A 23,793-nucleotide genomic window follows, 5' to 3' on the forward strand; every position below is an offset into this window, starting at 1 on the left:
TATCCGTGAAGAGAGCACACGGAATTGCGCCATCTGCCCCCCTGATGTTCAAAATCGCGGAATTCTTGTCTCAGGTCGTGGGTATTTCATCGTCGCATCGTTTCTCAGATACGCCCTCAATGAACCTACTCGGCGTCGAAAATCGCTTTCAGCCGGATGTGGCCATCGGCAGCCTCACTCATGCGGCGTCATTCCGCCTAGGATTCGAGGCTTGCGATGGCGTGGTAGGCATCCGTCAATTTCCCCGAAACTCTTGAACAGTTACCGCATGGTTTCCCTGCGACCAGCGCCAGGGGTTCGAAAGCGGCGCATTCGTGATCGAAGTATGAGTTCTCAAGCAGCGGTCTTCGCCGACAGCAGGTCGACGATGGACGCAACACTCTCGAAATTCTCAAAGGCCAGCTCGTCATCCTCGAAGACCACACCGAAATGATCCTCCAAGCGAAGGGTGAGTTCCACGCTACCCAGCGAATCAAGACCCAGAGAATTCAACGATACGCTTTCTTTCATCTCGGATATATTGGGGGCAATTTCACGAACCACCTCTCGAACCGCATTTGCGATCTCCGATTGCTCCATGGAATCCTGCCTCTCGATTCTGTTTGGCGACTCGGAAAGCTGGCGGGCATTCCCAGGTAAAGAGAATATGGCGCCCCAGGGTTCGGTCGGAACGGTGAGTGGTCGCCTACACGCGAGATCGGTGGAGTGCACCGTTCCAGAGCCGGCCGATTAGCCGACATGCTACACCTGAGGGGCCTCCGTGCAACTTGCTCCAGCGTCAATTTTTGCGCATATCAGCAAATCGAGAGACAGCCGGCTCACCAGTCGACAATGTAAGTGTGGACGGGGAGATTCTCCTACCTGGTGCGACTGCACAAACAACCGTCAGAAGAGTGGAGAACATGGGCGTTATGGATTTCCGAAAGGTGACGCAATGACTGTCCCGCCACCCGCCGAGGCCGTAGCACTTCGCCCTGCTCCCCACGCCTACACCAACCTGGTCGGCCTACTGGAGTTCACGGCGCGAGCCCACGCCTCGCGGACTGCGGTCCGCACCACTGACCAGGACTCCCTCACCTGGTCCGAGCTTGAGCTGGCCGGCCGGCGGCTGGCCGGAAAACTGGCTGCGTCCGGGGTCGGACGGGGTGACCGAGTGATGGTGTCCCTAGCGCCCGGTCCCAGCTTCGCCACCGTACTCTCGGCAGTCCTGCAACTCGGAGCGATCCTGGTCCCGGCCCGGAACAATGCGACCTCCTACGAGCTGGAGTGGCTGATCCAGGACGCCGATCCGGTCGTTGTCGTTGCGGACGGGCCGTCAGCCATCGCAGTCGAGCAGGCTGGCGCTGCCGTCCTGAGACCCGCCGACCTGCACGGCGAGGATGCTCCCGCCCCCTTGGCAGCGCAGATCGACGGCGCGGACCCGGCTCTGCTGCTCTACACCTCAGGCAGCACCGGCCGCCCGAAGGGAATCGTGTGCCCGCATGCTGCGGTCCTGTTCGCCGTGCGAGCTATCGCTGAACGAGTGGGCTACCGCACTGGCGACGTCGTATGGAACCGGCTCCCGGTCTCATTCGACTATGGCCTCTACCAGCTCTTCCTGTGCGCCTTGGCAGGTGCCGAACTCGTCGTGCCGACCGGGGAGCTATCCGCCCGTGAGCTGGCAAATATGCGAGCCGCACGGGCAACGGTCGTCCCGGTCGTTCCCGCACTGGCCCAGACTCTCACTCGACTGGCCCGGCGCGACCCCAGACCGACCCACGTTCGACTGTTCACAAACACCGGCGCAGCGCTGACCCCGGCCCACACTGCGCAGCTGCGCACGGCGTTCCCCGAGGCCAGCATCGTCCTGATGTACGGCATGAGCGAGTGCAAGCGGATCACGGTGGCAGCCCCGGACGAGGACCTGGTCAGCCCTGAAAGCGTCGGACGCGCTCTGCCCGGCACACGGCTGTTCATCGTGGACTCCGCAGCACTACCTCTATCCCCAGGCAGAGCGGGCGAGATTGTTTCGGCCGGGCCACATGTGATGGGCGGTTATTGGCGCGCACCGGCCGAGACCGCACGAAGGTTCCGGCCTTCACCGGACGGCCACGGCAAGGCGGTGTTCACCGGGGACCGCGGCAAGCTCGACGACGCCGGCAGGTTGTACTTCATGGGACGCGACGACGACATATTCAAGCATCGCGGGTGGCGAATGAGCACCACAGAACTTGAGGTCGTCCTCACGGACATCCCCGGCGTCGAGGCTGCGGCAGTTCTACCTCCCGGCCCCGACGGTCGGCTGACAGTGTGGGCGGTAACCGCGCTCACGCCGAGTCAAGTCCTCAACGGGGTAAGGGAGAGACTCGGCCCCGAGCGAACCCCGGACTGCTGCATCGTGCTCGACAGCCTCCCCCTGACCGCGCACGGCAAGGTCGACGCATCGGAACTCCGCCGAACCACATGGATGCAGCCATGACTGAGCCCTCCACCGGATCGGGAATTCCTGCTTCGATCAGGCGCCATCTGGCGCAGATCGTCCAGAACGTCGGCACCCCCGCGTACGTCTATGATCTGGCCGTCGTGCGCTCGTCCTTCGCCGCCCTCCGGGATGACCTGCCGGTCGGCTCGGAGTTGTTCTACTCCCTGAAGGCCAATCCGCATCCACGGTTGGTAGCTCAACTGGTCGCTCTAGGCGCACGGGCGGAGGTCAGTTCGATCGGCGAGCTGGCTGTAGCACTGGCTGCCGGCTGCCCAGCGCACCACGTGCTGTACACCGGACCGGGCAAGACCCCGGAAGAAGTGGAGGAAGCACTCAACCGTGGGGTGCGGCTGTTTTCGGTCGAGTCCGTCACTGACCGGCAGCGCCTCGCCGAGGCATGCTCGCGAACTGGCACCACGGCCGGCTACCTGATACGGATCAACAGCCCGCGGGGGAGCACCGGTGGATCCCTCCGCATGACCGGTCGCCCCAGCGCCTTCGGCGTCGATCACACCGACATCCAGGCTCTCGATCGGTTGCTGCGACCGCTCGGAAGAGTCCGGCCAGTGGGTATGCACACCTTCTGTGCAACCAATATTGCAGCCCCTGCGGCACTGGCTGCCGAGTTCGAGCAGTCCGTTCGCACTATCGCCGCAATAGCCGGGCGTGCAGGATTTACGCCTGACGTGCTCGACCTCGGCGGAGGATTCCCCGCCCCGTTCGCCCGCCCTGGAGCCCTGCCTCGCCATCCCTATCTGAAGGGAGCCGTCGATGCGGTCTTGGACACAGCTTTCCCCGATCGGCGCCGCAATGGCACGCGCGTGGTCTTCGAATCCGGCCGGGCCCTGGCGGCATCCGCCGGAACCCTGCTTACCACCGTTCTGGATGTCAAGCGGAGTGGTGATCGCACCTTCGCCGTGCTGGATTCCGGCGTCAACGTCCTCGGTGGAATGTCGGGACTCGGCCGGCTCCGGTCGCCAAGCATCGTCCCCGTCCCTGTCGATGCGGGAACTGCTTCCCCTGAATCCCGCTTGACCACCCCGGTGACCCTGGTCGGCCCGTTGTGCACGCCACTCGACGTACTGGCTCCCGCCATTGACGCCCCGTACCTCCACCCCGGTCAGGTACTGGCGGTTCCTAACACGGGCGCCTACGGCCCTACCGCAAGCCTCTTGGGCTTTCTCAGCCGTACTCCCCCCGCTGAAGTCGTGCTCGATGGCGACCACATCGTCGCCACAGGCCGCTTCGAACTACGCACCCAGGAAGTGACCTTCCGTGACTGAAGCCGACAGCCCCGCACCACCACCGACCGTCGCCCCTGCCTCTCTGACAGAGCTCATCGGCCGCCATGCCCGCGACGTCGACCGCGAGGCGCGCTTCCCCATCGAGAGTTTGGCGGCACTACGGACGAACGGCTACATGGGCTACCTCGTCCCGACGGAATACGGCGGGATGGGCGGCAGCCTGCACGGGCTGGTCAGCATTGCCAAAGATCTTTCCGGTGCCTGTATGTCCACAGCACTGATCTGGGCGATGCATTGCCAGCAGGTCGACTGCCTGGTCCGGCACGCCAGCTCGGACCTGAAGGCAGAAGTCCTACCGCGGATCGCTTCTGGTGAAATCTACCTTGCCTCAGTCACCACCGGCACCGGCGGCAGCCATCTGATGTCGGTCGACGAGACCCTGACCGGCGCGCCCGACGAAGAAATCCTCGCCCTCGGTCGGACCGCCCCGGTGGTTACCGGCGGCGAGTACGCCGACGCGTTTCTGGTGACGATGCGCGGCGGTGCCGACCCATCCGACCAGGGGGTCTCCCTGGTTTATGCCACCCGCGCGGACTTGACGATACGCCGGATTGGTGACTGGAACCCCCTGGGCATGCGGGCCACTGCCAGCGGAGCTCTGCGTTTGGACGGAACTGTCCGCCGAGACCGGCTGGTCGGACAGCCGGGAGGCTTCCGCGAGATCTCGTACGACAGCATGATCCCGTTGGGCCACCTGGCCTGGAGCGCGTGCTGGCTGGGCGCCGCCCAGAAGGCCCTTTTCGGTTTGCTGCAGCAGATCGGCACTACCGTTCCGGTCGATCGCAGTTCACCACTGGTTCAGGAGCGCATTGCCCGCATTCGGGTTGATCTGGAACTGGTCCACGCCTACCTGGAGCGGAACTGTAACGAGATCGAGTCCCTGCGCGAGCGGGGTCGCAGCCTCAATAGGCCAGATCTCCACATCCACGTGAACACGCTTAAACTCGCAGCCTCCGAGCTTACTTTCCGCGCGGTCGACCGCATGGTGCAACTGGCCGGACTGTCCGTCGGTTACAGCGCCGACGCCCCCATTCCCCTCGAACGCGTTTTCCGCGATCTGCGCTCGGCCGCGCTCAACTACTCCAACGACCGTCTCTGGACCGCCACCGGCATCCTCAGCCTGGTCGACCGCTCCGTGCGACTGCTGTGAGACATGACCACAGCCCGCGAAGGCTCACCGGACCTCAGCGAAAGGAATCGCATTCACGATGAGCACAACCCTCGGTGCAGGGCCGACCCAGGTGAACATGTCCGACACGATCTGGGAGGTACTGATCGCCGTCGCAGCGGCCCGCGCGATGCCCGACGGACGGGAGCGTGTCATGCCGCTCCTGGCCACCCCGGGCTTCGACTTCGAAGGACTGATCGGGAACGCGGTACGTCACCGCCTGCTGGCAGCCTTGGCCGACTTCCTGAAAGTCCACGGCTTGCGCAGGGCCGTTCCATACCGGCTACTCGGCCAGTTGGACATCCACTGCAATGCAGGACGGCATCGCGCAGCGATCTTGACCGAAGAAGCACAGCGCCTCGGCGGGGTCCTCCGTGATGCCAACGTCACCAGTGCTTGGACCAAGGGTGTGGTGGCCCATCACACCCTTCACGACAGCTCCGGCGCCCGGCTGTTCGACGACATCGACCTCATGATTCACCCGCAGCACCGTGAGACGGTCGACGAGGTGCTCACCGCTTCTGGCTACAGCCGGCACTCCCGCTACGATGCCACCACTCATACCCTGGTGCCGCAGTCGAAGGCAGCGTTGCGCGTCTATCAGCTTTCTCCGGATCACCTTCCGCACTACTACCGACTCGGCCCTGACCCAGTGGTCCCCTACATCGCCGTCGACGTCGCGAACAGCCTTACCTGGCACACCAGTTCCTGGCAGGTGCCCATGGAGGAGGTTCTGACAGAACGGCGCAGCGTCGAAACCGGCCCTGGGAAGCATCTGTACGCTCTCATGCCGCACTACGCCTTCTTGTTCACCTGCCTCCACTTGTTCCGTGAGGGATGGCTCACTCGCATCGCTTCACGCAAGCCGTTGACGCTGTCCCAGTTCGGTGATGTGGTCACCGAATGGCATCGGCTTCGCCCTGCCGATCGCGCCGAAATCAACCACACGATTAAACGATTCGGCTTGACTCAGCCGATGGCTTGGGTAGTCGCCCACACTGACGCGCTGTTCGGCTCCGAGATTACCGCCGAGCTGGACTTGAAATTCGAGGCCACCCCGGAGTGGCTCGCCACCTCCATGATCCCGGATGGCACTTCCGGCGTATTTCCGGGCACCATGGCACAACGCCTGCGTCGCCCACTGAGCCTGTAGTGCAGCCCACTGACCAATCCGGCACCGGTCCTGCTTTGTGTGTGATCTGAAACCCACCGACCGAAACTCTCTCCGTCACCAGGAGCGCAAGTAATGCGGTTTCTAGTAGTTACCGGCACGCGGCCCTGGGCGGCCACGGGAGGGGCCCGACGCGTCAGGGCCGCTTCCGAAGCCCTTTCCAGGCTGGGAACTGTCGATCTGATCGTGTTTCGTTTCAACGGGGCGCCACCGGTCGAGACCGACCCACCGGTTGGCCCGTTCCGCAAGGTCCTCTCCCTGGAGGACACCTACGACACTCCCCGAAACAGAGCATTACTCACGGAAGCCTTGCCGCAGTGGGCAGGCGACGAGTCGTACGACGTGGTCTGGTACGACAGAGAACGCTTGTGGCACATCGCCGGCGGCCTGACCCATGGAAAAGCCGTGGTGGATGTTGATGACCTGGAAGATGTGATTCTGGAACGCTGGCTGCGCCTCGGGGAGAGTCCGAACCGAAGCAAATTGGACACTGCCGAGATCGAGGCGCAACAGTCCGAAATCAATCGCCTCAGGGCCGCACACGCCGAGGTAGCCGCAGCAGCCGACATGCTGGTGTTCACCAGCGAGCTGGACGCAGCCAAGTTCGCCTTCGATAACAGCACGGTGGTTCCTAACACCTATCTGCGCGATGAGGGAGCCGGCCAAGAGCGGAGGAACCGAACCTACGGTGAAGGCGACACAATTCTTTTCCAGGGGTGGCATGAATGGCCGCCTAATGAGGACGCGGCGATCTGGTTCGTCAGAGATATTCTGCCGCGCGTCCGTGACAGGTGCCCACGAGCCAGATTGCTGCTGGTCGGAAAGCCCTCGCAGGCTGTGAGAGATCTCGGATCGACACCTGGTGTAGAAGTCGTCGGTGAAGTGCCGCGCATGGGGCCTTATCTTGACCGGGCGCACGTAATGATCGCTCCGTTACGCGTGGGCGGCGGCACCCGGATCAAGATCCTTGAGGGGTTTGCCAGCGGTGTCCCTGTCATCTCGACAAGTGTCGGGTGTGAGGGGCTGAGGGCCGAGAACGGAGTGCATCTTCGGATTGAGGACGACGTCGAGGAATTCGCTCACGCGGTAGCTCAGCTGCTCGTGGACGGAAACCAAAGTCGCTCCCTCGCGGAGCACGCCAGAGGCCTGTATGAGGAGCGGTACACTCCATATGCAGCGGACGAGGCAGTGCGCCAACTCATCGAGCGGATTACCACGTAACGCCGAATGAAGATTACCGCGCGGAAACCAGACGGCGCGCAACCGGACGTAAGGCCGATTTCCCTCGTTCATCGCCGAGGGCGTAGGGCCGTTTTGAGGGAAAACTCCAGTCGGCTTGGCTCGTGGACCGTGACGCAACAGCTGCTCTTCAGGCACCGCCGAACTCTGCTGCGCCGCCCCGACGGATAGCTTTCCAGGAGTCGTTCCAACAAGGCGGCAAAGGTGCTCTGGTCGATCGTGAATTCAAGCGCATGACTGCGGCAACTCTGACGCTTATATTTGTTATCACTTGATCGCGGTGGCAATTCATACGCGGGCCCATCGGGTGGATTGGTGAGGAGTATGATGACTTCACGGCAAACCTTTGTGGAAACAAATAGAACTACACCGACTCCAGGCGGTGGCCTCCGGGGGCCACTGATGTGGTCACAGGAGATGTATTGGTATCAGTACCACCTGCCACTTCCCATCGTGGACAGCGCAAAGATTCCATTGATTCTGCGAATGCCGGATCCGGGGGTTCCGGAAGAACTGGTTATTGCTGCTATCCGGAATCTGATATATCGGCACGAGGCGTTACGTACGATCTACCCGACAGACCAGTCCGGTGCACCTTTTCAGTTGGTGCTCGATCAGTTCGAAACTCCCATTCCGTTCTGTCGGGACGGTGACGACCTCGAAGACATTGATGCCGTCTTCCATGCTCTTTTCGCCCCGCCCATGGATCAGGCGGTGGAAATTCCATTGAGGGTAGGTCTCAACTTTAAGGATCGGCGCGTGGCCACGGTCGTCCTGGTGCTGAATCATATCGCCGTGGACGGGGCCAGCATGGGGCAGATCAAGGCGGAACTGGCGAGATATCTGAGTGTTTCTGGCGAGAAAATTTCTCCCTCGACAGATGATCAAAAAGTGAACATTCAGCCACTCGCCGTCGCGCGACAGCAATCGACTGTACGCGCCCCCGCGCATGAGCGGGCCATGCGGTATTGTGAGAATATCCTGACATCTTCGCCCGCCGCTCAATTCCCTCGATTTCGTTCCGCCACGCTTATGGATCCGCACCGGGATGTCGTGAGTTACTATCATCGGGTAGTTCTCCGGTCGCCCGCCCTTTTTTCGGCGCTGCAAAAACTTTCCAAAAGGAATTCAGGATTCAGGGCCACGAATTACCTGTCCGCTATATTTGCTGTAGCGATTTCCGCTCTGTCCGGAAATTCAGGCGCTACCCTCATGATGAATTTCTCAAATCGCTTCCGGGAGGTGCGTCGGTCCGTTGGCTGCTTCTTCCAGGAGGCGTTGTTCTCGGTAAACCTCCTCTCGCAAGCAACGATGAGCGAAGTGATGGCCGAAACCAGACAACGCAGTCTCGTTGCAACTCGGCACGCGCAATACTCCTACCTTTCCTTTCGGGACCGTAAGGCAAGGATCGAGGCAGATCGTGGTCTGTCGATCCGGGTGGGCACGGTTCTTAACTTCAGTGACCGGCTTGAGCAGAATCTGCGTGGTCCAGCCTCTGAAGACCGGACGGCAGGAGAGCAACCGAGCAGCACGATGAAGCGTCTTGAGTGCCTGTGGCGCGACGAGCACACCGACCTTTGCCTCAGAAGCTCCGCGCTGAACGGAGAGGTGCGCCTGGACCTCATCGCTCACCGTTCCGTGATTGAGCAAGATCAGATCGAGAGTGTGCTGACAGCGATGGAGCAGTTCCTCATTGCCTGGGCGAATGAGCCGGATCTGGCGACGGTCACCGTCGCGGAGGTGGTCGAGCGATTCGGGCTACCGGCCTCGTCCTACGACGAGGGGTGGGCCCACGTCGATCACAGCTGGGTCAATACCGCCAAGCTGGCGCAAATCGTCAGTTCGGTGGAGGGAATCGAGGCTGCCCGGGTCAGCGTTGAAGAGCGCCCATCGGAGGGTCGGACCCTCGTGGCTCAGCTCGTCGGGGACCCGAGTAGGCAGGACCAGGTGCGCGCGCACGTCCTGGCCTCGCTGCGTGAGAACGTGGACCTGATGTGTCCGCACGAGTTCGTGTGGTGCGACGAGTTGCCGGAGTCCGGTTCTCCGGCTGCTGTTGGGTCCACGGCGTCCGACAGCGCTGCAGGTGCAGCGGATGTCCCTGTCAGCCCGGAGAGCCCGGCCGGTGGAGCGGGCTACGAAGCGCTTGCGGCAGCTCTGGAGATCGCTCTGGGTGATGCCCCAGTAGACATGGACTGCTCGTACATCCAGCAGGGTGGAAGGGCCGTCATGGCGCCGGCAGTGATGAAGCATCTGAACCAGTTGGGATTCGAGGGCCCTACCCCGGACGATCTGTTGGGGCCGTGGCCCCTGCGAGCCGTGGTGGAGCTCTGCGTGAAGCGGGTGAGCGACGAGTGATCACCACATAGGACACGGCCTCATACCGCAGCGGTACGTCGCTCCGCTGCAGCGCAAGGATGGCTGGACCCTGGGGGAGGAGGCCGGCTGTTCGGCCGACGTACAACGGCAGTACTCCGGTGCCGCAGGGGCCCGTACTTCAAATAACTGTCAGCTACCGTCTTCTTGGGGGCGCTGACCCCGGATCTTGGACACCGTGGACACTGGATCTTGAGGATCTGGGGGAATGGAGTCCCTCTGAGGATGAAGCCTTGTCCGCCGGAGTTCAAAGCGGTCGCGGTCGCGTTGTACCGCTCACGGCCTGGAGTGACGAGCAAGTCGTTCGCCGGTGATCTGGAGGGCAACACCTGGACGCTGCGCACCTGGATACGGGCCGCCGACGGGCGGCGTCCGGGCTCGCACTCGGCGGCCCGGACGGCCGCGCCGGAGTCGGACTCGGCGTAGGTGGCCGCCTTGCGCAGGCGGGTTCGTGAACTCGAAAAAGAGCCGGACATCCTGCGCAGAGCGGCGCGGTATTTCGCAACGGAGACGCGCTGGTGAACCGCTTCCAGTTCGTCGCCGACCACCAGCGCCGCCCCGGTGTGAAGCGGCTGTGCACCATCCTGGGCATCGCCCGCTCAAGCTTCTGCTACTGGCGCAGGACCGCCGCGGACCGCGCCGCCCGCCAGACCGCCGACGCCAAGCTCGCTGCCCGGATACGCACGGTTCACCGGGAATCGGACGGGACCTGTGGCGTCCCCAGGATCACCGCCGAGAAAGTGAACACCAAGTACGTCGGCGACATCACGTACTTGAGTGTCGGCGGCGGGAAATTCTGCTGTCTCGGACCGTGACCGACCTGTGCTCACGCCACTTGGCCGGCTGGGCACTCGCGGCCGGCCGGGCACTCGCCGACCACATGCGCACCGAGCTCGTCACCGACGCCCTCGCCGCAGCGGAACGAACGGCCGGGGCGGCGGCGCGCACCCCCCCCGGCACAGGGCCGCCGCCCGCGTGAACTCCCGTGGGGAGCGGGGCAGCACGCCGACCCGGCTCCGGCCAGGGGCGAGGGACTCGGAGCGGTAGGCGTGGCCCTCGCAACTCTCATACGTGGCGAGCCGCCAGGCGCCCGTGGTGAGCGTGTCCACCAGGGGCCAGACGCCGTCCTCGATGGCGGCGCGCCACTGGGGGGTGCCCGGAGTCGACGTCGTCCGCCTCGTGGATGCCCGGGAGCCCGACCGTGTTTTTGACGTTGCCGTCCGTGCTCCCGGGCATCCGGGTGGGGCGGCGGGGCGCGGCGGGCGCGTTCCAGCGGCCGAGGAACTCGTCGACGTCGGGCATGACGTTCGGGAACCGGGGGCGGTGCGCGAGCGCGCGGCAGCCCCCGCCCGTCGCCGTCCTCTCTTCGAGGTCTGTCACAATTCCCTCCCGGTTCGTGGTCCACGGATTCAGGATGCTGTCCGGCGATTCTCACGACGAAATGCCACGAAACGTTCCGTCACTTCTCCCGCGGGGCCCGGAAATGCGCATTCTCGCAGGGCCCGGAGACGGCTGACGCCTTCTTCCGTACGCATTTGCGCAATTCCTTGGCCGCAGGCCGGGCGTCTCAGTCATCCTGCTGGAACGTGCCGCCGTCCACGGCGGATCACAGAATCCTCTTCCGCCGTACTGGAAGGAGTCGGGGCCATGGCTGAAAGGTATGACCTGGCCGTCGTCGGACTCGGTTACGCGGGACTTCCGCTGGTCGTCGCGGCTGCCCGCAACGGCATGCGGGTCGCGGGCTACGACCTCGACGCCGGCCGCGTCGCCGCCCTGGTCGGCGGGACCAGTTATGTGGACGACATCTCCGACCAGGAGATCGCCAAGGCGCTGACCTCGGGCTTCACCCCGTCCTCCGATCCGGAGGTGATCGCCGCCGCGGCCGCCGTCACCATCTGCGTGCCGACGCCGCTGCGGGACTCCCTGCCCGACTTGAGCGCCGTCCTGGACGCCGTGCGCCTGGTGGCACCCCGGCTGCGCCCCGGAGGGCTGGTGGTGCTGGAGTCGACCACCTACCCGGGGACCACCGGCGACGTCGTGCTGCCCCTCCTCGCGCAGGGTTCGCGGACGGTCGGCGAGGACTTCCTGCTGGCCTTCTCCCCCGAACGGATCGACCCCGGCAACCCGGCGTTCGGGCTGCACAACACCCCGAAGGTGGTCGGAGGCGTCACGGCCCGCTGTGCCGAGGCCGCCACCGCGCTGTACGAGCGCATGGTGCAGAAGGTGGTGACGGTGAGCACGCCGGCGGCGGCCGAACTCACCAAGCTGCTGGAGAACACGTACCGGCAGGTCAACATCGCGCTCGTCAACGAACTCGCCGTGTACTGCGACGGGCTCGGCGTGGACGTGTGGGAGGTGGTCGCCGCCGCGGCCACCAAGCCGTTCGGCTTCCAGCCGTTCCGGCCGGGCCCGGGGGTGGGCGGCCACTGCATCCCGGTGGACCCCGGCTACCTGACGTTCAGCGGCCGGGCCTTGGGGGTCCCGCTGCAACTGCCGGAACTGGCGCAGAAGGTGAACGACCGGATGCCGGAGTACGTCGTCGACCGCATCGCCCGGCTCCTCGACGACCGGCGCGGCGTCCGCGGCACCCGTGTGCTGCTGCTCGGGGCGACCTACAAGGCGGACATCGCCGACGGCCGCGGTTCACCGGCGGTGCCCGTGGCCGAACTCCTGCTGGACCGGGGCGCCCTCGTGCGCTTCCACGACCCTCATCTGCGCACCCTGCGTGTGCACGGGCGGAGCGTCGCCGGGGTCGAGTCGCTGGACGCGGCGGTGGCCGAAGCCGACCTCGTCGTGCTGCTGCAAGCGCACCTGGACTACGACCTGGCCGCCCTCGCCGACACCGCGCCGCTGCTGTTCGACACCACCGGACGTACCGTCGGCACGCGCGTGGTGCATCTCTGACCCGGTCGCACGACCACTCGGTCGGCCTCCTTGCGAAAAGGACGCCGGCCGGGAATTCCGCATTCCCGGAGAACAGCGCTGCGGATTTCGGAAATAAAAGCCTCTGCAGTTCGTTGATCCGGCCGTCCGGGCGCTGCTAATTTCGTTCCAGGGAATCAACGGATTCCTCGAAGTAAAAGAAAGAGGAGCATCATGTCCGAAAAGAACGAGATCTCCTTCGCCGCGTTCGTCGACGCCGTGAAGTCGTACGACCTGGAGTCCGTCAGCGCCAAGGACACCGCCCACTCGTCGGCGGTCTCGGTGAAGCCCTGGGAGCACGTCACGGAGCAGACCTCGGACACCGTCTGATCCGCTGCGCCACACCGGCGGGCGGCTGTCCGCAGCCGTCCGCCGGGACCCCCGCGCCCGCCGTGCTCCAGCGGCCCGGCGCCCGTCCCGCCGGCCCTGCGAGGTGGCACACATGCTCGACCCGTCACCGTGGGCGGACCCCGCGGACCGTGAAGTGGAGACCGAGGTGCTGATCCTCGGCGGCGGACTGGCCGGACTGGCAGCCGGTTCCCTGCTCGGTGACCGCGCGGTGGTGGTGGAGGCAGCGGACCGGCCCGGTGGCCTGGTGCGCACCGAACGCATCGGAGACTACTGGTTCGACCACGTCATCCACCTGCTCTACTTCAGCCATCCCGACGTCGAGGCCCGCGTCCGCGCGCTGCTCGGTGACGTCCTGCGCCCGTGCCCCCCGGACGCCCGGGTCGAGACGGCCCGGGGCACCACCCGCTTCCCCGTCCAGCTGAACCTGCACGGCCTGCCCGGCGAGGTGCGCGCCGCCTGCCTGGCGGACCTGCGAGCTGCGCACGCGCGGGACACGGCTCCCGGCGACTACGAGGAACTGCTGCTGAGCGCCTTCGGCCGCACCCTGTGCGAGCTGTTCTTCTTCCCGTACAACCGCAAGCTGTGGCGGCGTCCGCTCGGCACGCTGTCGGCGTCAGGCTTCCACTGGAACCTGACCCGGCCCAGCGTCGCGGAGATCGAGCGCGGCGCCGACTCGGCCCGCCCTGCGGACGGTTACAACGCGCGGGGCTGGTACCCGCGGCCCGCTCCCGGCGGACTGCGCGGCATGGAGGTGCTCTCGCAGGCGCTGGCCGGCCGCGTCCGGGACCTGCGGCTGCGGCACACCGTCACGGCCGTCGACCCCGAGTCCCGTACCGTGCGCACCCGTTCACCCGAGGGCGTCACCGACTTCCGCTACACCCACGACTGCGTCTCCACGCTCCCGCTGCCCGCCACCGTCGAGCTGTGCCTCGGAACGCCCGAGGCGCTCGTCGAACGCTGCCGTGCGCTGCCCCGCAACCGCGTACGGTCGGTGGCGCTCGCCGTCCAAGGGCCGCGCCCGCGCGACACCGGGCACTGGCGGTACTACACGCGTGAGGACGTGCCGTTCACCCGCCTCGTCTTCATGACGGAGTTCGACCCGGACATGGCACCCGCCGACGGCTGGGGCGTACTCGCCGAGGTACTCGAACCGTCCGAGGGGCCGCGCGCGGCGGACGACGCACTGGTGGCCGATGTCCTGCGCGGGGTCGGGACGGTCGAGCTGCTCGGCCCCGGCAGCCGGGTCGTCGGGTCCCGGGTGTTCACGAGCGACCCCGGCTACGTCGTCTTCACCGACGAGGCCCGGAAGACCGCCGACGAGGCCACCAGCCACCTCGCCTCCCTCGGCATCACCCCGCTCGGCCGCTACGGCACCTGGACCTACTCCTCCATGTCCCAGGTCATGGAGGAGGCATTCGCCTGGGCCGCGCGGCGTGCGGCCCAGGCGACGACATGACCCGGACAACAGACAGGGAGATCCCCCTTGCCCAGCACCACGAACCACGGATTCCTCGCGCTGGAGGGCGTCGACGGATCCGGGAAGACGACGACCGCACGGCTCATCGCCGAACACGTCCGCGCGCAGGGACGGCCGCTGTCCCGCATCGGCCAGCACTCGTGGCTCGATCCGCAGGCGGCACGCGTCATCATCGACGTCCGCGAGGACCGGACGCACCGGCACAGCCACCGGCGGATCACCGAGGCATACTTCCGCGACAAGGAGTTGCAGGCCGACGCGATCGGCGACCTGCTGCGCGACCGCACCGTGCTGTCGGACCGCTACATCTTCAGCGACGCCGCCTACCTGGATGTGCTGTACGGCATCCCTGCCCGCGAGACGCTGGATCGCCACCACGCGCACGGCACCCTGCTGCCCGACCTGATCGTCTACCTCGACGTCCCCGTCGAACTGGCCGCCGACCGCGTCGTCTCCCGCGGCAAGAGCATGCGGCACTACGAGAACAGCTACACCCTCGACAAGGTCAGCACGGTGTACCGCGCGCTGCTCCTCGACGACCCGCCGCCCTACCTGCCGCCGGTGCACGTGTTCCGCAACACCGCTGGTGCGCACGAGGACGGCCGGATGAGCGCCCTGTACCGGGCCGTGGAAGACGCTGTGGCCGCGCCCGGACGCGAGCTGCTGGAGACCTCGTGAGCCGCCTGGACGTCGTGATCCCCTGCCACAACGGTGCGCACTGCGTGGGCCGGCAGCTCGCGGCGCTCGGTCGGCAGCGCACCGACGCCGACTGGGGTCTGGTGATCGTGGACGACGGCTCGACCGACGCCCTCGCGGCCGTCGTCGACGAGCACCGCCACCACCTGCCGGCGGACACCCGCATCGTGACCCGCCCCGTGCGCGGGGGCACCGGGGCCGCCCGCAACACGGGCGCGCGCGCGGCACGGGGCGACCGTCTGCTGTTCCTGGACGCCGACGACGAGATCGCCGACGACCACGTCGCGGCGATGGCGGCGGCGCTCGACCGGGCCGAACTGGTCACGGCCGGCATCGACTACCGGCGGCTCAACCCGCCCGAGGTACTGCGCGGCACACCGCCCGACCAACTCTGCGACATCCTGACCGCGAGCCTGTTCAAACCGCATGTGCTGGGCGGGCTGATGGGCATCTCCCGGGGTCTGTTCGAGGAACTGGGCGGCTGCGACGAGCGGTTACCCGCGCTCGCCGACGTCGACCTGTCCTGGCGTGCCCAGTTGGCGGGCCGCACCATCGGTGTGGCGGACACCGTCGTGTCGGTCGGCATCCGCGCCACACACCGCGACAGGTTCCGCCGTGGCAGGTTCCAGGGGCACGACATCGTGGCCCTGCGGCGCAAGTTCGCCGCGCACGGTACCGACCCCGTGACCTGGCGGGGCCATCTGGTGGACTGGCTGCGCCTGCCGGTCACGGCCGCCCGCGCGGGCGGCCCCGCCGCCCTGTCCGCCCTGGTGTGGGAACTCGGCTGGCAGACGGGGGTCCTGGACGCCCTCCGATCCCGAACCGCGCCTCCTGCCCCCCTCACCGCGCCGGAGTCTTCATGATCACCCTGTCCCGGGGGCTGAACCCGCACGAGACCGCCTGGGCGGAACCGGTCGTCCCGGACCGGCCCCCCTTCACCCTCCTGCACGGCAGCCCCTCGTACATCAACGTGCTCGACGCGCTCGGCGCCCGGGAAGCGGTCCGGGCCCTGCGCGAGCGGACCGGCGTGGCAGCCTGTGCCTCGTTCAAGCACACCTCCCCCGCGGGCGTCGCGATCGGCGCGCCCTTCGCGCCGGGGGAGGAGGATCTCCACGACCAGGGGCCGCTGCCGGACGGCGCCCTCGGCCGGGCCGTCGTACGGGCCCGGAACACCGCGCCCAAGTGCTCCTACGGGGACTTCGTCGCGGTGTCCGAGCCGGTCACGGCCGCTCACGTGCCGCTGTTCGCGAACGCCATCGGGGTCATCGCCCCGGACTTCACCCCGGAGGCGCTCGCCGGCCTCTCCCGCTCGAACCACGGTCGGTTCATCCTGCTGCGCGCCCACGAGGGGGAGGAGCGGAACGGGCACGGCGGGAGCGCGCGGGAGTCGGTCGAGACGGCGGGGCTCCGGCTGACGCGCTCGGCCGCACCGCTGCCGGGGTTCGCGGGCGGGACGCGTACGGAGTGCGGCACGCCCGGCAGCGCGGACGACCTGGCCGTCGCCGTCGAGGCCGTCCGGCACGCACAGTCGAACGCCATGGCCTTCGTCGTGGACGGCAACACGATCGGCATCGGCATGGGGCAGCAGAACCGCCTGGACTGCACCCGTCTGGCCGCGGCCCGCGCCCGGACCTGGCAGCGCCGTCGGCATCCGGACGTCCTGGGCCTCAGGTTCCGGGAGGGCGTGGGGTCCGCGGAACGCGCGGTGTGGCGGGCGCGGCTCGCCGAGGGCGACCTGACCCCCTCGGTCCGCGCCGAGTTCGCCGGGGTGCTGGCTGACCCCCGGGACGCCGACCGGGAACCGGACTGGAACGCGACGCCACCGCTGTCCGGGGTGACCCTGGCGGCCGACAACCACTTCCCGTTCGTCGAGGTCGTCGAGATCGCGGCCCGCCGGGGCGTCACCCAGCTGGTCACGCCCGCCGGATCGACTGATGCGGACGCGCTGCGGGACGCCTGTGCGGCCCACGGCATGAGCTGGATCGTGACCGGTGAGCGCTTCTTCCGGCACTGACCCCGGCCCCCTCGGCACCGGTGCTCCCGTACGCCCCTGGCGGCAGCCCGGCTGGCGTCCGCGTGCCGTGGCGGTCATCGACGCCCGGCTGTCCGCGGCGGGCCTGCGCCGCACGGGGCCCGTCGAGGACGTCAAACGCTGGGCGCTGTCGGCCGTGCTGCGTTGCCCGACCAGCGGGGGCGCGGTGTTCCACAAGCAGTCGCTGCCGTCCCTGGCGCACGAGGGCCGGGTGCTGGCCCTGCTGGCCGACCGTCACCCCGGTCTGGTGCCCGAGGTCCTGCCACCCGGGCCGCCGGACGAGGGCTGGTGCACCCGCGGGGTCGCCCTGCGGCCGGGCACGGAACTGCCCGACGCGGAACGGGGCCGGGCCCTGGCCGTCCTCGGCGCGGTGCAGCGCGACTGGCTGGGCCGGACCACCGACCTCACCGCCGTCGGCTGCTGGGTACGCACTGGGCACGCACTGGCCGGCCTGGCGCCGCTGTCGGAGCGGAGCGACCTGTTCGGCCCGGACTCGGGACTGCCGGACCCCCTGAGTGCATCCGAGTCCGTCCGGCTGGCCGAGGTCTGCGCCCGGCTGCCCGAACTGTGCGCGGCGCTGGCCACGGCGCCGCCCGGCGAAAGCCTCGTCCACGGCGACCTGCACCCGGGCAACTGGGGCGTGACCCACGCGACCGGCCGGACCGTGTTCCTCGACTGGGCGGAGGCATCCGTCGGCCACCCGTTCCTGGACGTCGCGGCGTCCCTCAGGAGCTGCCCGGACCCCGGGGTCCGGTCCCGCGCCCTCGACCGGTACTTCGCGAGCTGGTCGCCACTGATGCCGGCGGCCGAGTGCCGGGAGGTGTGGCGGCTCGCCGAACCGGTCGCCGCGTTCAACCAGCTCGTCACCTACACGCACTTCACCGACACGGCGGAACCGCACGAGCGGTCCGGCTGGGCGCCACGGCTGCTGGGGTGGGCGCGGGCGCTGCTGCGGACCACGGACGGCGCCAGGCGCTGCTGAGTCACCCCGCCGCCCACCCGCCCGCCCCTGCGCGAACCCCTCGATCCCCTCGGCCGCCCCGCCCCGCTTCCCACCCGAAGGAGACACCGACATGTGGTCCACCCCCTCGACACCCGTGCTCGTCACCGGCGGTGCCGGCTTCATCGGCAGCCGGCTCGTCCGTTCCCTGGCCGCGGCGGGCCATCCCGTCCGGGTCCTGGACGACCTCACGACGGGCCGACCCGAGTCCGTCGCGTTTGTCCCGGGCGCCACCCTGGTGCGCGGCAGCGTGCTCGACGCGGACGCGGTGGCCGAGGCCGCGCGCGGAACGGGTCTGGTGCTGCACCTCGCGGGCGTCGTCGGCATGCGGCTCGCGGCACAACAGGCCGAACTGGCCTACGAGGTGGGCCGCCAGGGAACGGCGAACGTCCTGGCGCATACCGGGGACACACCCGTCGTGCTGGTATCCAGCTCCGCCGTCTACGGTCTCAGCGACAGCAGCGCCGAGCTGCGCGAGGAGCGGGCCGTGGACCGGGCCGTCCCGCTGGCGTACGACGGCGGCAGCCCGGGCTACGCCACCGGCAAGTGGGAGATGGAACGGCTGGGGCGCGAGGCCGCCCGGCACCGGTCCGTGCTCACGGTGCGGCCCTTCAACGTCGTCGGCCCCGGCCAACGGGGGCGCTACGGCATGGTGGTGCCGACATTCTTCCGGCAGGCCTGGTCCGGGGAGCCGCTGACCATCCACGGCGACGGCAGCCAGCGTCGCTGCTTCACCGACATCGACCAGTTCACCCGACGACTGCTCGACCTCGCGGCCACCGAGGCCGCGTGGCGGCCAGGCGCCAACGTGTTCAACATCGGCTCCCGCACCGAGACGACCATCGCCGGCCTCGCCCGCCTGGTCCTCGACGCCACCCGCAGCACGGCGGGCTCCGTCCACGTACCGTACGAGTCCGTCTTCCCCGGCCGCACCGACGTGACCGGCCGGGTGCCCTGCCTGGACCGGCTGACCGCCGCCGTCGGCGAGACGGACTGGCTGTCCGCCGCGGCACTGGTGCGCGAGATGGCGCGGGCACGGTTCGCCGAGGCGATCACCGCCACCCGGTGACACATTCGCCGCGTGCGGGTTCACGCAAGAAGAACGGCATTTCGTTGACGCGCTTCCACCGCCACGAGAGCCTTTCCCCAGACATTCAGCACGGAGGAGCTGCACCATGAAACTTCAGCTGCCGGCCCCCGGGGAAACCATATTGGCAATGCTCAAACTCCCCGGAGAAATGTGCAATATCAACTGCCATTACTGCTACGAGCGGCGCAAGCCGTACCCCAACGCCCTCATGTTGAAGCCGGAGGTGCTGCGCGAGTTCCTCACCCTGTGCGGCGGACGGCCGCTGGCGGTCGAACTGCACGGCGGCGAACCGCTGTTGATCGGCCGCCGCAAGATGGGCGACCTGTTCGCCGAACTGCGCTCCTACGAGGGCCCGGTGACGGTCTCGATGCAGACCAACGGCATCCTCCTGAACGAGGCGTGGCTCGACTTCTTCGACCGTGAATGGCCGGACATCGAGATCGGCATCAGCCTCGACGGGGACGAGCAGGGCAACGCGCACCGCGTCGACTTCCGGGATCGCCCCACCTACCGCAAGGTCACCAAGGCGCTCGACATGATGGCGGCCCGGGGCCGCAACGTCGGTGTCATCGTCGTCGTCACCCGCCGCATCCTCGGCCGGGCCGCGGACGTGCTGGACTCGCTGAGCAAGTTCGAGGCCGTGAAGGTCGTCAAGCTCTCCGGGTGCCTCGACTTCAACGTGAAGAGCAAGGACTACCGGACGCCGAACCGCAAGTCGCTCCAGATCCTCAACCCAGAGGGCGTCGGCATGCCCGGCTGGGCGACGACGCCCGACGAGTACGCCGACTTCCTGATCGAGGCGTTCGAGCACTGGTCGGCGACCCGCTCCTACGGCGCGTATGTGCTGGAGCCATTCTTCAGCGTCATCCGGTCGCTGTCCGGGCTGCCCACGAGCTACACGAGCTTCAGCGACCGCAAGGAACCCTTCGTCGTGACGCTCTACCCCGACGGGCGCATCGGCAGCTCGGACGAACTGAGCATGCCCGGCGCGCTGCTGGGTTCCGTGGACACGGCGACCGGAATGGACGAACTGCTCACCCTGGACAGCAACCCCGGGCTGCGCCGGGACCTGTCCGCACTGCTCGACAAGTGCGCGGGCTGCTCGCACGAGGCATCGTGCCGCGGCGGCGCCCTTCCCGACCGGCTCCGCTTCGAGGGGACCGGGTTCGAGGAGGAGTACTGCGACTACCGACGCAAGGTCATCGACCATGTGGCCGCGGCACTCCCGGCAGCGGTCTGAAAGGGAAAACACGATGTTCCTCCTCCCCGTCATCGACGACGACGAGACACAGAACCGCTGCTGGAACGCCTCGCTGGACGGCCGGGCCATCCACTCGTTCCTGCTGTGGGTCGAGCCGCACAGCACCGCCTGGGCCCGCCGTGCAGCCGCGGCGGCCGGTGCCGGGGCGCCGGACACCACGGAACTGCCCGACCCGCTCACCCGCGCCCTCGCGGGTCTCGCCGGCGCCCCGGACATAGCCGTCGACCCCGCCGAGGTGGGCACCGCGCTGCTGCCCCTGCCGGACGGTCCGCGTCTGGCAGTCCTGCACGGCGTGCCCGAGGACGGCGGCCGGCTGCGGCTCGCCCCGGCCACCGCGCCGGACCGGGCGGCGGTGGGCGACGCCGTGCGGGTGCTGGAGGACGTCGGCCTGCGGTACGTCGTCGACCTCGCGGTGGGGGCGGTCGTCCTCGGCGACGCGGCGGGCGCCGCCGTACCGGCCGACCTGTGCGACGTGGCCAGGTTCTCCCCGGGCGGGTCCGACGCGCTGTCCCGCGCCGAGGCGCTGCTGCGCGAGGGCGCCGCGTCCTGGATGGGCCAGTGGCTGCGCACCGAGGAGGTCGTCGGCGCCCGCGGCGGTCCGCTGTCCGGGACCGACCGCGCCTGGCTGACCGGTGTCTTCGCCGACTCCCTCGCCTTCCAGCTCTACGACCGGCTCGCCGCCCGCCGGCCCGAGGACACCCCGGAGCCCGTCGCGCGCCGTTGGCAGGAACTCCTCGACGGGCTTCGCGCGCTGCGTGCCGTACTGCCGGGCCGGGTCGGCGAGACGGTCGGCATGGGCATCGTCGCCGAACTGATCGGCACCACCTATCCCTGCTGGAACCGGCGGCAGTTCGCCGTCAAGTCCCCCTTCGACTACATCCGCGAGATCCGGCCGCTGACGGACGACGAGAAGGCGGAACACCTCGACCGGTGGGCCGCCCCGAGTGCCGTACGGTGACCACTGCCCCGAAAGGACCGGAGACCATCATGACCGAAGCCGACACCATCGAGGCGGCCGCGTCCATCACCTCGCTCCAGGCCGAGCTGACCGCACGGTTGGTGGAACACCGTGCCGAGCGGGCGCGCACGCTGCTCGCCAGCCTGCGCAGTCTCGCGCCGGGCACGGAGCTCGACGGCCCGGACGGGGCTCCGGACGCCTTCGACAACGCCGTCCTGCACCACGCCTTCCAACAGGCGCGCCTCGCCGCGCGGAGCCGCGACGCGGACCGGGCCCGGCGGGCCGTGCGCCTGTGGCAGAACCGGGCGGCACTGCGGGCCGAGGCCGTACAGACCGCCGTCGGACCGGTCCTGGTACTGCGCGCGGTGGACTGCGACGCCGTGGACGACGACCGCCTCGGCAGCCGGATGTACCTGCTCGGCAGCTCGCCCGAGCAGGACGCGGCGGAGCGGGCGCGCATCGCGCGGACCCTGAACGAGGCAGTCGACGCCGCGCTCGCCGTAGGCGGCGAGGTGCTGCGCTCCTCCACCGCCGTCGTCGTCTGGACCGAGGCCGTACCGCTCGGGGCGACCTGCCGCAGCTACACGTTCGACTTCCTGCCCGGCACCGTCGTCCTGAACTGGACCGACGAACCGCTGCGCCTGGGCGAGACCCTCGTGCACGAGGCCACGCACTCCTGGCTGAACGAGTCCCTCGACGCCGAGGGCGTGTCCTTCGCCGACGACGGCCCCCGCTTCCACTCCCCGTGGAAGAACGAGGACCGTCCGGTGTTCGGGATCGTGCACGCGGCCCTCGCGTTCGCGAACGTCATCCACTACCTCTCCCGCATCCAGCCGGCGCCGGACGACGACTCTCAGCTCGCCGCCGTGCTGCGGCGCCGCCTTGAGGTGGAACTGGAGTCGCTGGAGGTCGGCCGCTCCTCGGCCCTCGCCTGCTTCGACCAGGTGCCCAGCGCACCACTGCGCGGGTACCTGCGGGCCGCCGTCGCCGACGCGCGGCGCGCGGCGTGACGGCGGCACCGGTGCCGGGTCCGCCGTACCGTCACCAGGGGCCGCTGCCCGACCTCACCACCGAGGACCTGCGCGAACCCGTACGGACGCTGCTGGGCGATCCCACGGCCGAGGTGAGCGGCTGGACGGGTGAGCCGATCTGCTACGAGAGCTGGAGCAGGGCGAGCGACGGGCTGTACGCGGTGCGGGGCACGGCCTCGGGCGACGGCGACGACCGCGCGTGGGAGATGGTGCTGAAACAGGTTCGGCACCGCACCTGGGTGCCCGGCCCGCATGATCTGGGCCGGCAGATCGACGACGGCGGCGACGGTCCTGCGGACTGGGCCTACTGGCGGCGCGAGGCGCTGGTACTGGGCTCGTCGCTCCCGTATGCCCTCGCCGACCGGTTCACGGCCGTCCGCTGTCTGGGGATCGTGCCGGGTCCCGGGGACCGGCTCCGGCTGTGGCTGGAGCGAGCCGACGGGACGCCCGGCGAGGCATGGACAGCACGTGAGCTGCTCGACTCCGCCGAGTTCCTCGGCGGGTTCCACGCCCGCTCGCTGCGGCGGCCGCCGCCGTCCCGGGAGTGGTGGTGCAGGCCGTTCCTGGAACAAGCCGCCCTGCACGCGCGGTTCGCCCTGATCGAACGGGTCGCCGACGCGGAGACAAGTGCGGATCCGGCGGTGCGCGGCCTGTTCCGGCCGGGGACCGCCACGGCGCTGCGGTCGCTGGCGCGCCGGCACGCCGAGGCCGTCCGGACGGTGCGGTCCCTGCCGACGGGGCTGGTGCACCGAGACCTGACACCGCGCAACCTGTTCCGGACTGCGCGGGGCACGGTCGCGATCGACTGGGGTCAGGCGGGGCTGGGACCGGCCGGTGAGGATCTGGCCACCCTCGTCCTGTCGTCGGCGGTGGCCGCGGATCTGGACGCCGACGCCACGCTCGCCCTCGGGGACGCCGCCGCCACGCGCCACGCCACAGGGATGGCGGAGGAAGGGGGCCCGTGTGACCCGGAGGACGTGGCCCTCGCCTACCGTCTCGTGGCCGCCTACCACTTCGGGCTGCCCGTGGTGCGGCTCGCCGACCGGCTGCTCGCGAGGGACGCCGCGTACCGCGCGGAGACGGCCGCCGATCCCGGCACGCGACGGCGGGCGGCGGTGATGACGGCGCTGGTGGAGGAGGCGCAGCGGGATCTTTGAGGGAGGGACCCGGGCACGGTGGGGGGCGCGGCGGCCCGGCGCCGACGAGGGCGGGCTCACCATCCCGCCCGGTCCCGGTGAGGGCCGGTGGACTGCCCCGGC

21 protein-coding genes are annotated in these 23,793 nt (G+C 68.4%); 20 read left to right on the top strand and 1 reads right to left on the bottom strand.

Going from position 1 to position 23,793, the window contains the following annotated elements:
* Positions 1 to 333: 333 nt before the first annotated feature.
* Entirely contained in the window at positions 334 to 579 is a 246-nt protein-coding gene (locus tag ACIO3P_RS27370) for an acyl carrier protein (protein ID WP_329826722.1), read from the bottom strand.
* Between the two features lie 355 nt (positions 580 to 934).
* Between ACIO3P_RS27370 and ACIO3P_RS27375 the strand changes: the two genes are divergently transcribed.
* The 20 genes from ACIO3P_RS27375 to ACIO3P_RS27470 all read left to right on the top strand — a co-directional run bounded on the left by ACIO3P_RS27375 (position 935) and on the right by ACIO3P_RS27470 (position 23,691).
* Positions 935 to 2,458 (top strand): class I adenylate-forming enzyme family protein, encoded by a 1,524-nt coding sequence (locus ACIO3P_RS27375; RefSeq protein WP_401853586.1) that lies wholly within the window; start codon positions 935 to 937, stop codon positions 2,456 to 2,458.
* Positions 2,455 to 3,744: a type III PLP-dependent enzyme gene (locus tag ACIO3P_RS27380; protein ID WP_401790762.1), complete on the top strand. Its 1,290-nt coding sequence runs from the start codon at positions 2,455 to 2,457 to the stop codon at positions 3,742 to 3,744. Before ACIO3P_RS27375 ends, ACIO3P_RS27380 begins: the two co-directional genes overlap by 4 nt.
* Complete coding sequence (locus ACIO3P_RS27385) at positions 3,737 to 4,915, top strand: acyl-CoA dehydrogenase family protein (protein ID WP_401853584.1); 1,179 nt, start codon at positions 3,737 to 3,739, stop codon at positions 4,913 to 4,915. The genes ACIO3P_RS27380 and ACIO3P_RS27385 overlap by 8 nt, the downstream gene beginning before the upstream one ends.
* 58 nt (positions 4,916 to 4,973) lie before the next feature.
* Positions 4,974 to 6,086, top strand: a complete 1,113-nt coding sequence (locus ACIO3P_RS27390; RefSeq protein ID WP_401853581.1) for a nucleotidyltransferase family protein — start codon at positions 4,974 to 4,976, stop codon at positions 6,084 to 6,086.
* 204 nt (positions 6,087 to 6,290) lie between these two features.
* Positions 6,291 to 7,325 carry a glycosyltransferase family 4 protein gene (locus ACIO3P_RS27395; RefSeq protein ID WP_401853580.1) on the top strand — a complete coding sequence of 345 codons (1,035 nt, stop codon included), beginning with the start codon at positions 6,291 to 6,293 and terminating at the stop codon, positions 7,323 to 7,325.
* Positions 7,326 to 7,796: 471 nt separating this feature from the next.
* Positions 7,797 to 9,698, top strand: coding sequence for a condensation domain-containing protein (locus ACIO3P_RS27400; RefSeq protein ID WP_401853577.1), 1,902 nt, complete (start codon positions 7,797 to 7,799; stop codon positions 9,696 to 9,698).
* Between the two features lie 243 nt (positions 9,699 to 9,941).
* A complete protein-coding gene (locus tag ACIO3P_RS27405; protein WP_401853575.1) occupies positions 9,942 to 10,142 on the top strand; it encodes a transposase in 201 nt (66 codons plus the stop codon).
* A gap of 92 nt (positions 10,143 to 10,234) precedes the next feature.
* Entirely contained in the window at positions 10,235 to 10,531 is a 297-nt protein-coding gene (locus ACIO3P_RS27410) for a hypothetical protein (protein ID WP_401853573.1), read from the top strand.
* Between the two features lie 832 nt (positions 10,532 to 11,363).
* Positions 11,364 to 12,620, top strand: a complete 1,257-nt coding sequence (locus ACIO3P_RS27415; RefSeq protein WP_401853571.1) for a nucleotide sugar dehydrogenase — start codon at positions 11,364 to 11,366, stop codon at positions 12,618 to 12,620.
* A 192-nt stretch (positions 12,621 to 12,812) separates the two neighbouring features.
* Positions 12,813 to 12,968, top strand: a complete 156-nt coding sequence (locus tag ACIO3P_RS27420) for a hypothetical protein (RefSeq protein WP_329826731.1) — start codon at positions 12,813 to 12,815, stop codon at positions 12,966 to 12,968.
* 112 nt (positions 12,969 to 13,080) lie between these two features.
* On the top strand, positions 13,081 to 14,445 hold the full coding sequence (locus tag ACIO3P_RS27425) for an FAD-dependent oxidoreductase (protein WP_329826732.1): 1,365 nt from the start codon (positions 13,081 to 13,083) through the stop codon (positions 14,443 to 14,445).
* A gap of 27 nt (positions 14,446 to 14,472) precedes the next feature.
* Positions 14,473 to 15,144, top strand: a complete 672-nt coding sequence (locus ACIO3P_RS27430; protein ID WP_329826733.1) for an AAA family ATPase — start codon at positions 14,473 to 14,475, stop codon at positions 15,142 to 15,144.
* Entirely contained in the window at positions 15,141 to 16,025 is an 885-nt protein-coding gene (locus ACIO3P_RS27435) for a glycosyltransferase family 2 protein (RefSeq protein ID WP_401790775.1), read from the top strand. The genes ACIO3P_RS27430 and ACIO3P_RS27435 overlap by 4 nt, the downstream gene beginning before the upstream one ends.
* Positions 16,022 to 17,176: a hypothetical protein gene (locus tag ACIO3P_RS27440; RefSeq protein WP_401853568.1), complete on the top strand. Its 1,155-nt coding sequence runs from the start codon at positions 16,022 to 16,024 to the stop codon at positions 17,174 to 17,176. The genes ACIO3P_RS27435 and ACIO3P_RS27440 overlap by 4 nt, the downstream gene beginning before the upstream one ends.
* Complete coding sequence (locus ACIO3P_RS27445; RefSeq protein ID WP_329826736.1) at positions 17,154 to 18,176, top strand: aminoglycoside phosphotransferase family protein; 1,023 nt, start codon at positions 17,154 to 17,156, stop codon at positions 18,174 to 18,176. Before ACIO3P_RS27440 ends, ACIO3P_RS27445 begins: the two co-directional genes overlap by 23 nt.
* A gap of 91 nt (positions 18,177 to 18,267) precedes the next feature.
* Positions 18,268 to 19,263 carry an NAD-dependent epimerase/dehydratase family protein gene (locus tag ACIO3P_RS27450; RefSeq protein ID WP_401790779.1) on the top strand — a complete coding sequence of 332 codons (996 nt, stop codon included), beginning with the start codon at positions 18,268 to 18,270 and terminating at the stop codon, positions 19,261 to 19,263.
* Between the two features lie 148 nt (positions 19,264 to 19,411).
* Positions 19,412 to 20,524 carry a radical SAM protein gene (locus ACIO3P_RS27455; RefSeq protein ID WP_329826738.1) on the top strand — a complete coding sequence of 371 codons (1,113 nt, stop codon included), beginning with the start codon at positions 19,412 to 19,414 and terminating at the stop codon, positions 20,522 to 20,524.
* A gap of 13 nt (positions 20,525 to 20,537) precedes the next feature.
* Entirely contained in the window at positions 20,538 to 21,503 is a 966-nt protein-coding gene (locus tag ACIO3P_RS27460) for a hypothetical protein (RefSeq protein ID WP_329826739.1), read from the top strand.
* A gap of 29 nt (positions 21,504 to 21,532) precedes the next feature.
* Positions 21,533 to 22,513: an aKG-HExxH-type peptide beta-hydroxylase gene (locus tag ACIO3P_RS27465; RefSeq protein ID WP_401790781.1), complete on the top strand. Its 981-nt coding sequence runs from the start codon at positions 21,533 to 21,535 to the stop codon at positions 22,511 to 22,513.
* Complete coding sequence (locus tag ACIO3P_RS27470) at positions 22,510 to 23,691, top strand: phosphotransferase (RefSeq protein ID WP_401853564.1); 1,182 nt, start codon at positions 22,510 to 22,512, stop codon at positions 23,689 to 23,691. Before ACIO3P_RS27465 ends, ACIO3P_RS27470 begins: the two co-directional genes overlap by 4 nt.
* Positions 23,692 to 23,793: the final 102 nt, after the last annotated feature.

The organism is Streptomyces sp. NPDC087310 (genome assembly GCF_044744405.1).
Lineage (GTDB): Bacteria > Actinomycetota > Actinomycetes > Streptomycetales > Streptomycetaceae > Streptomyces.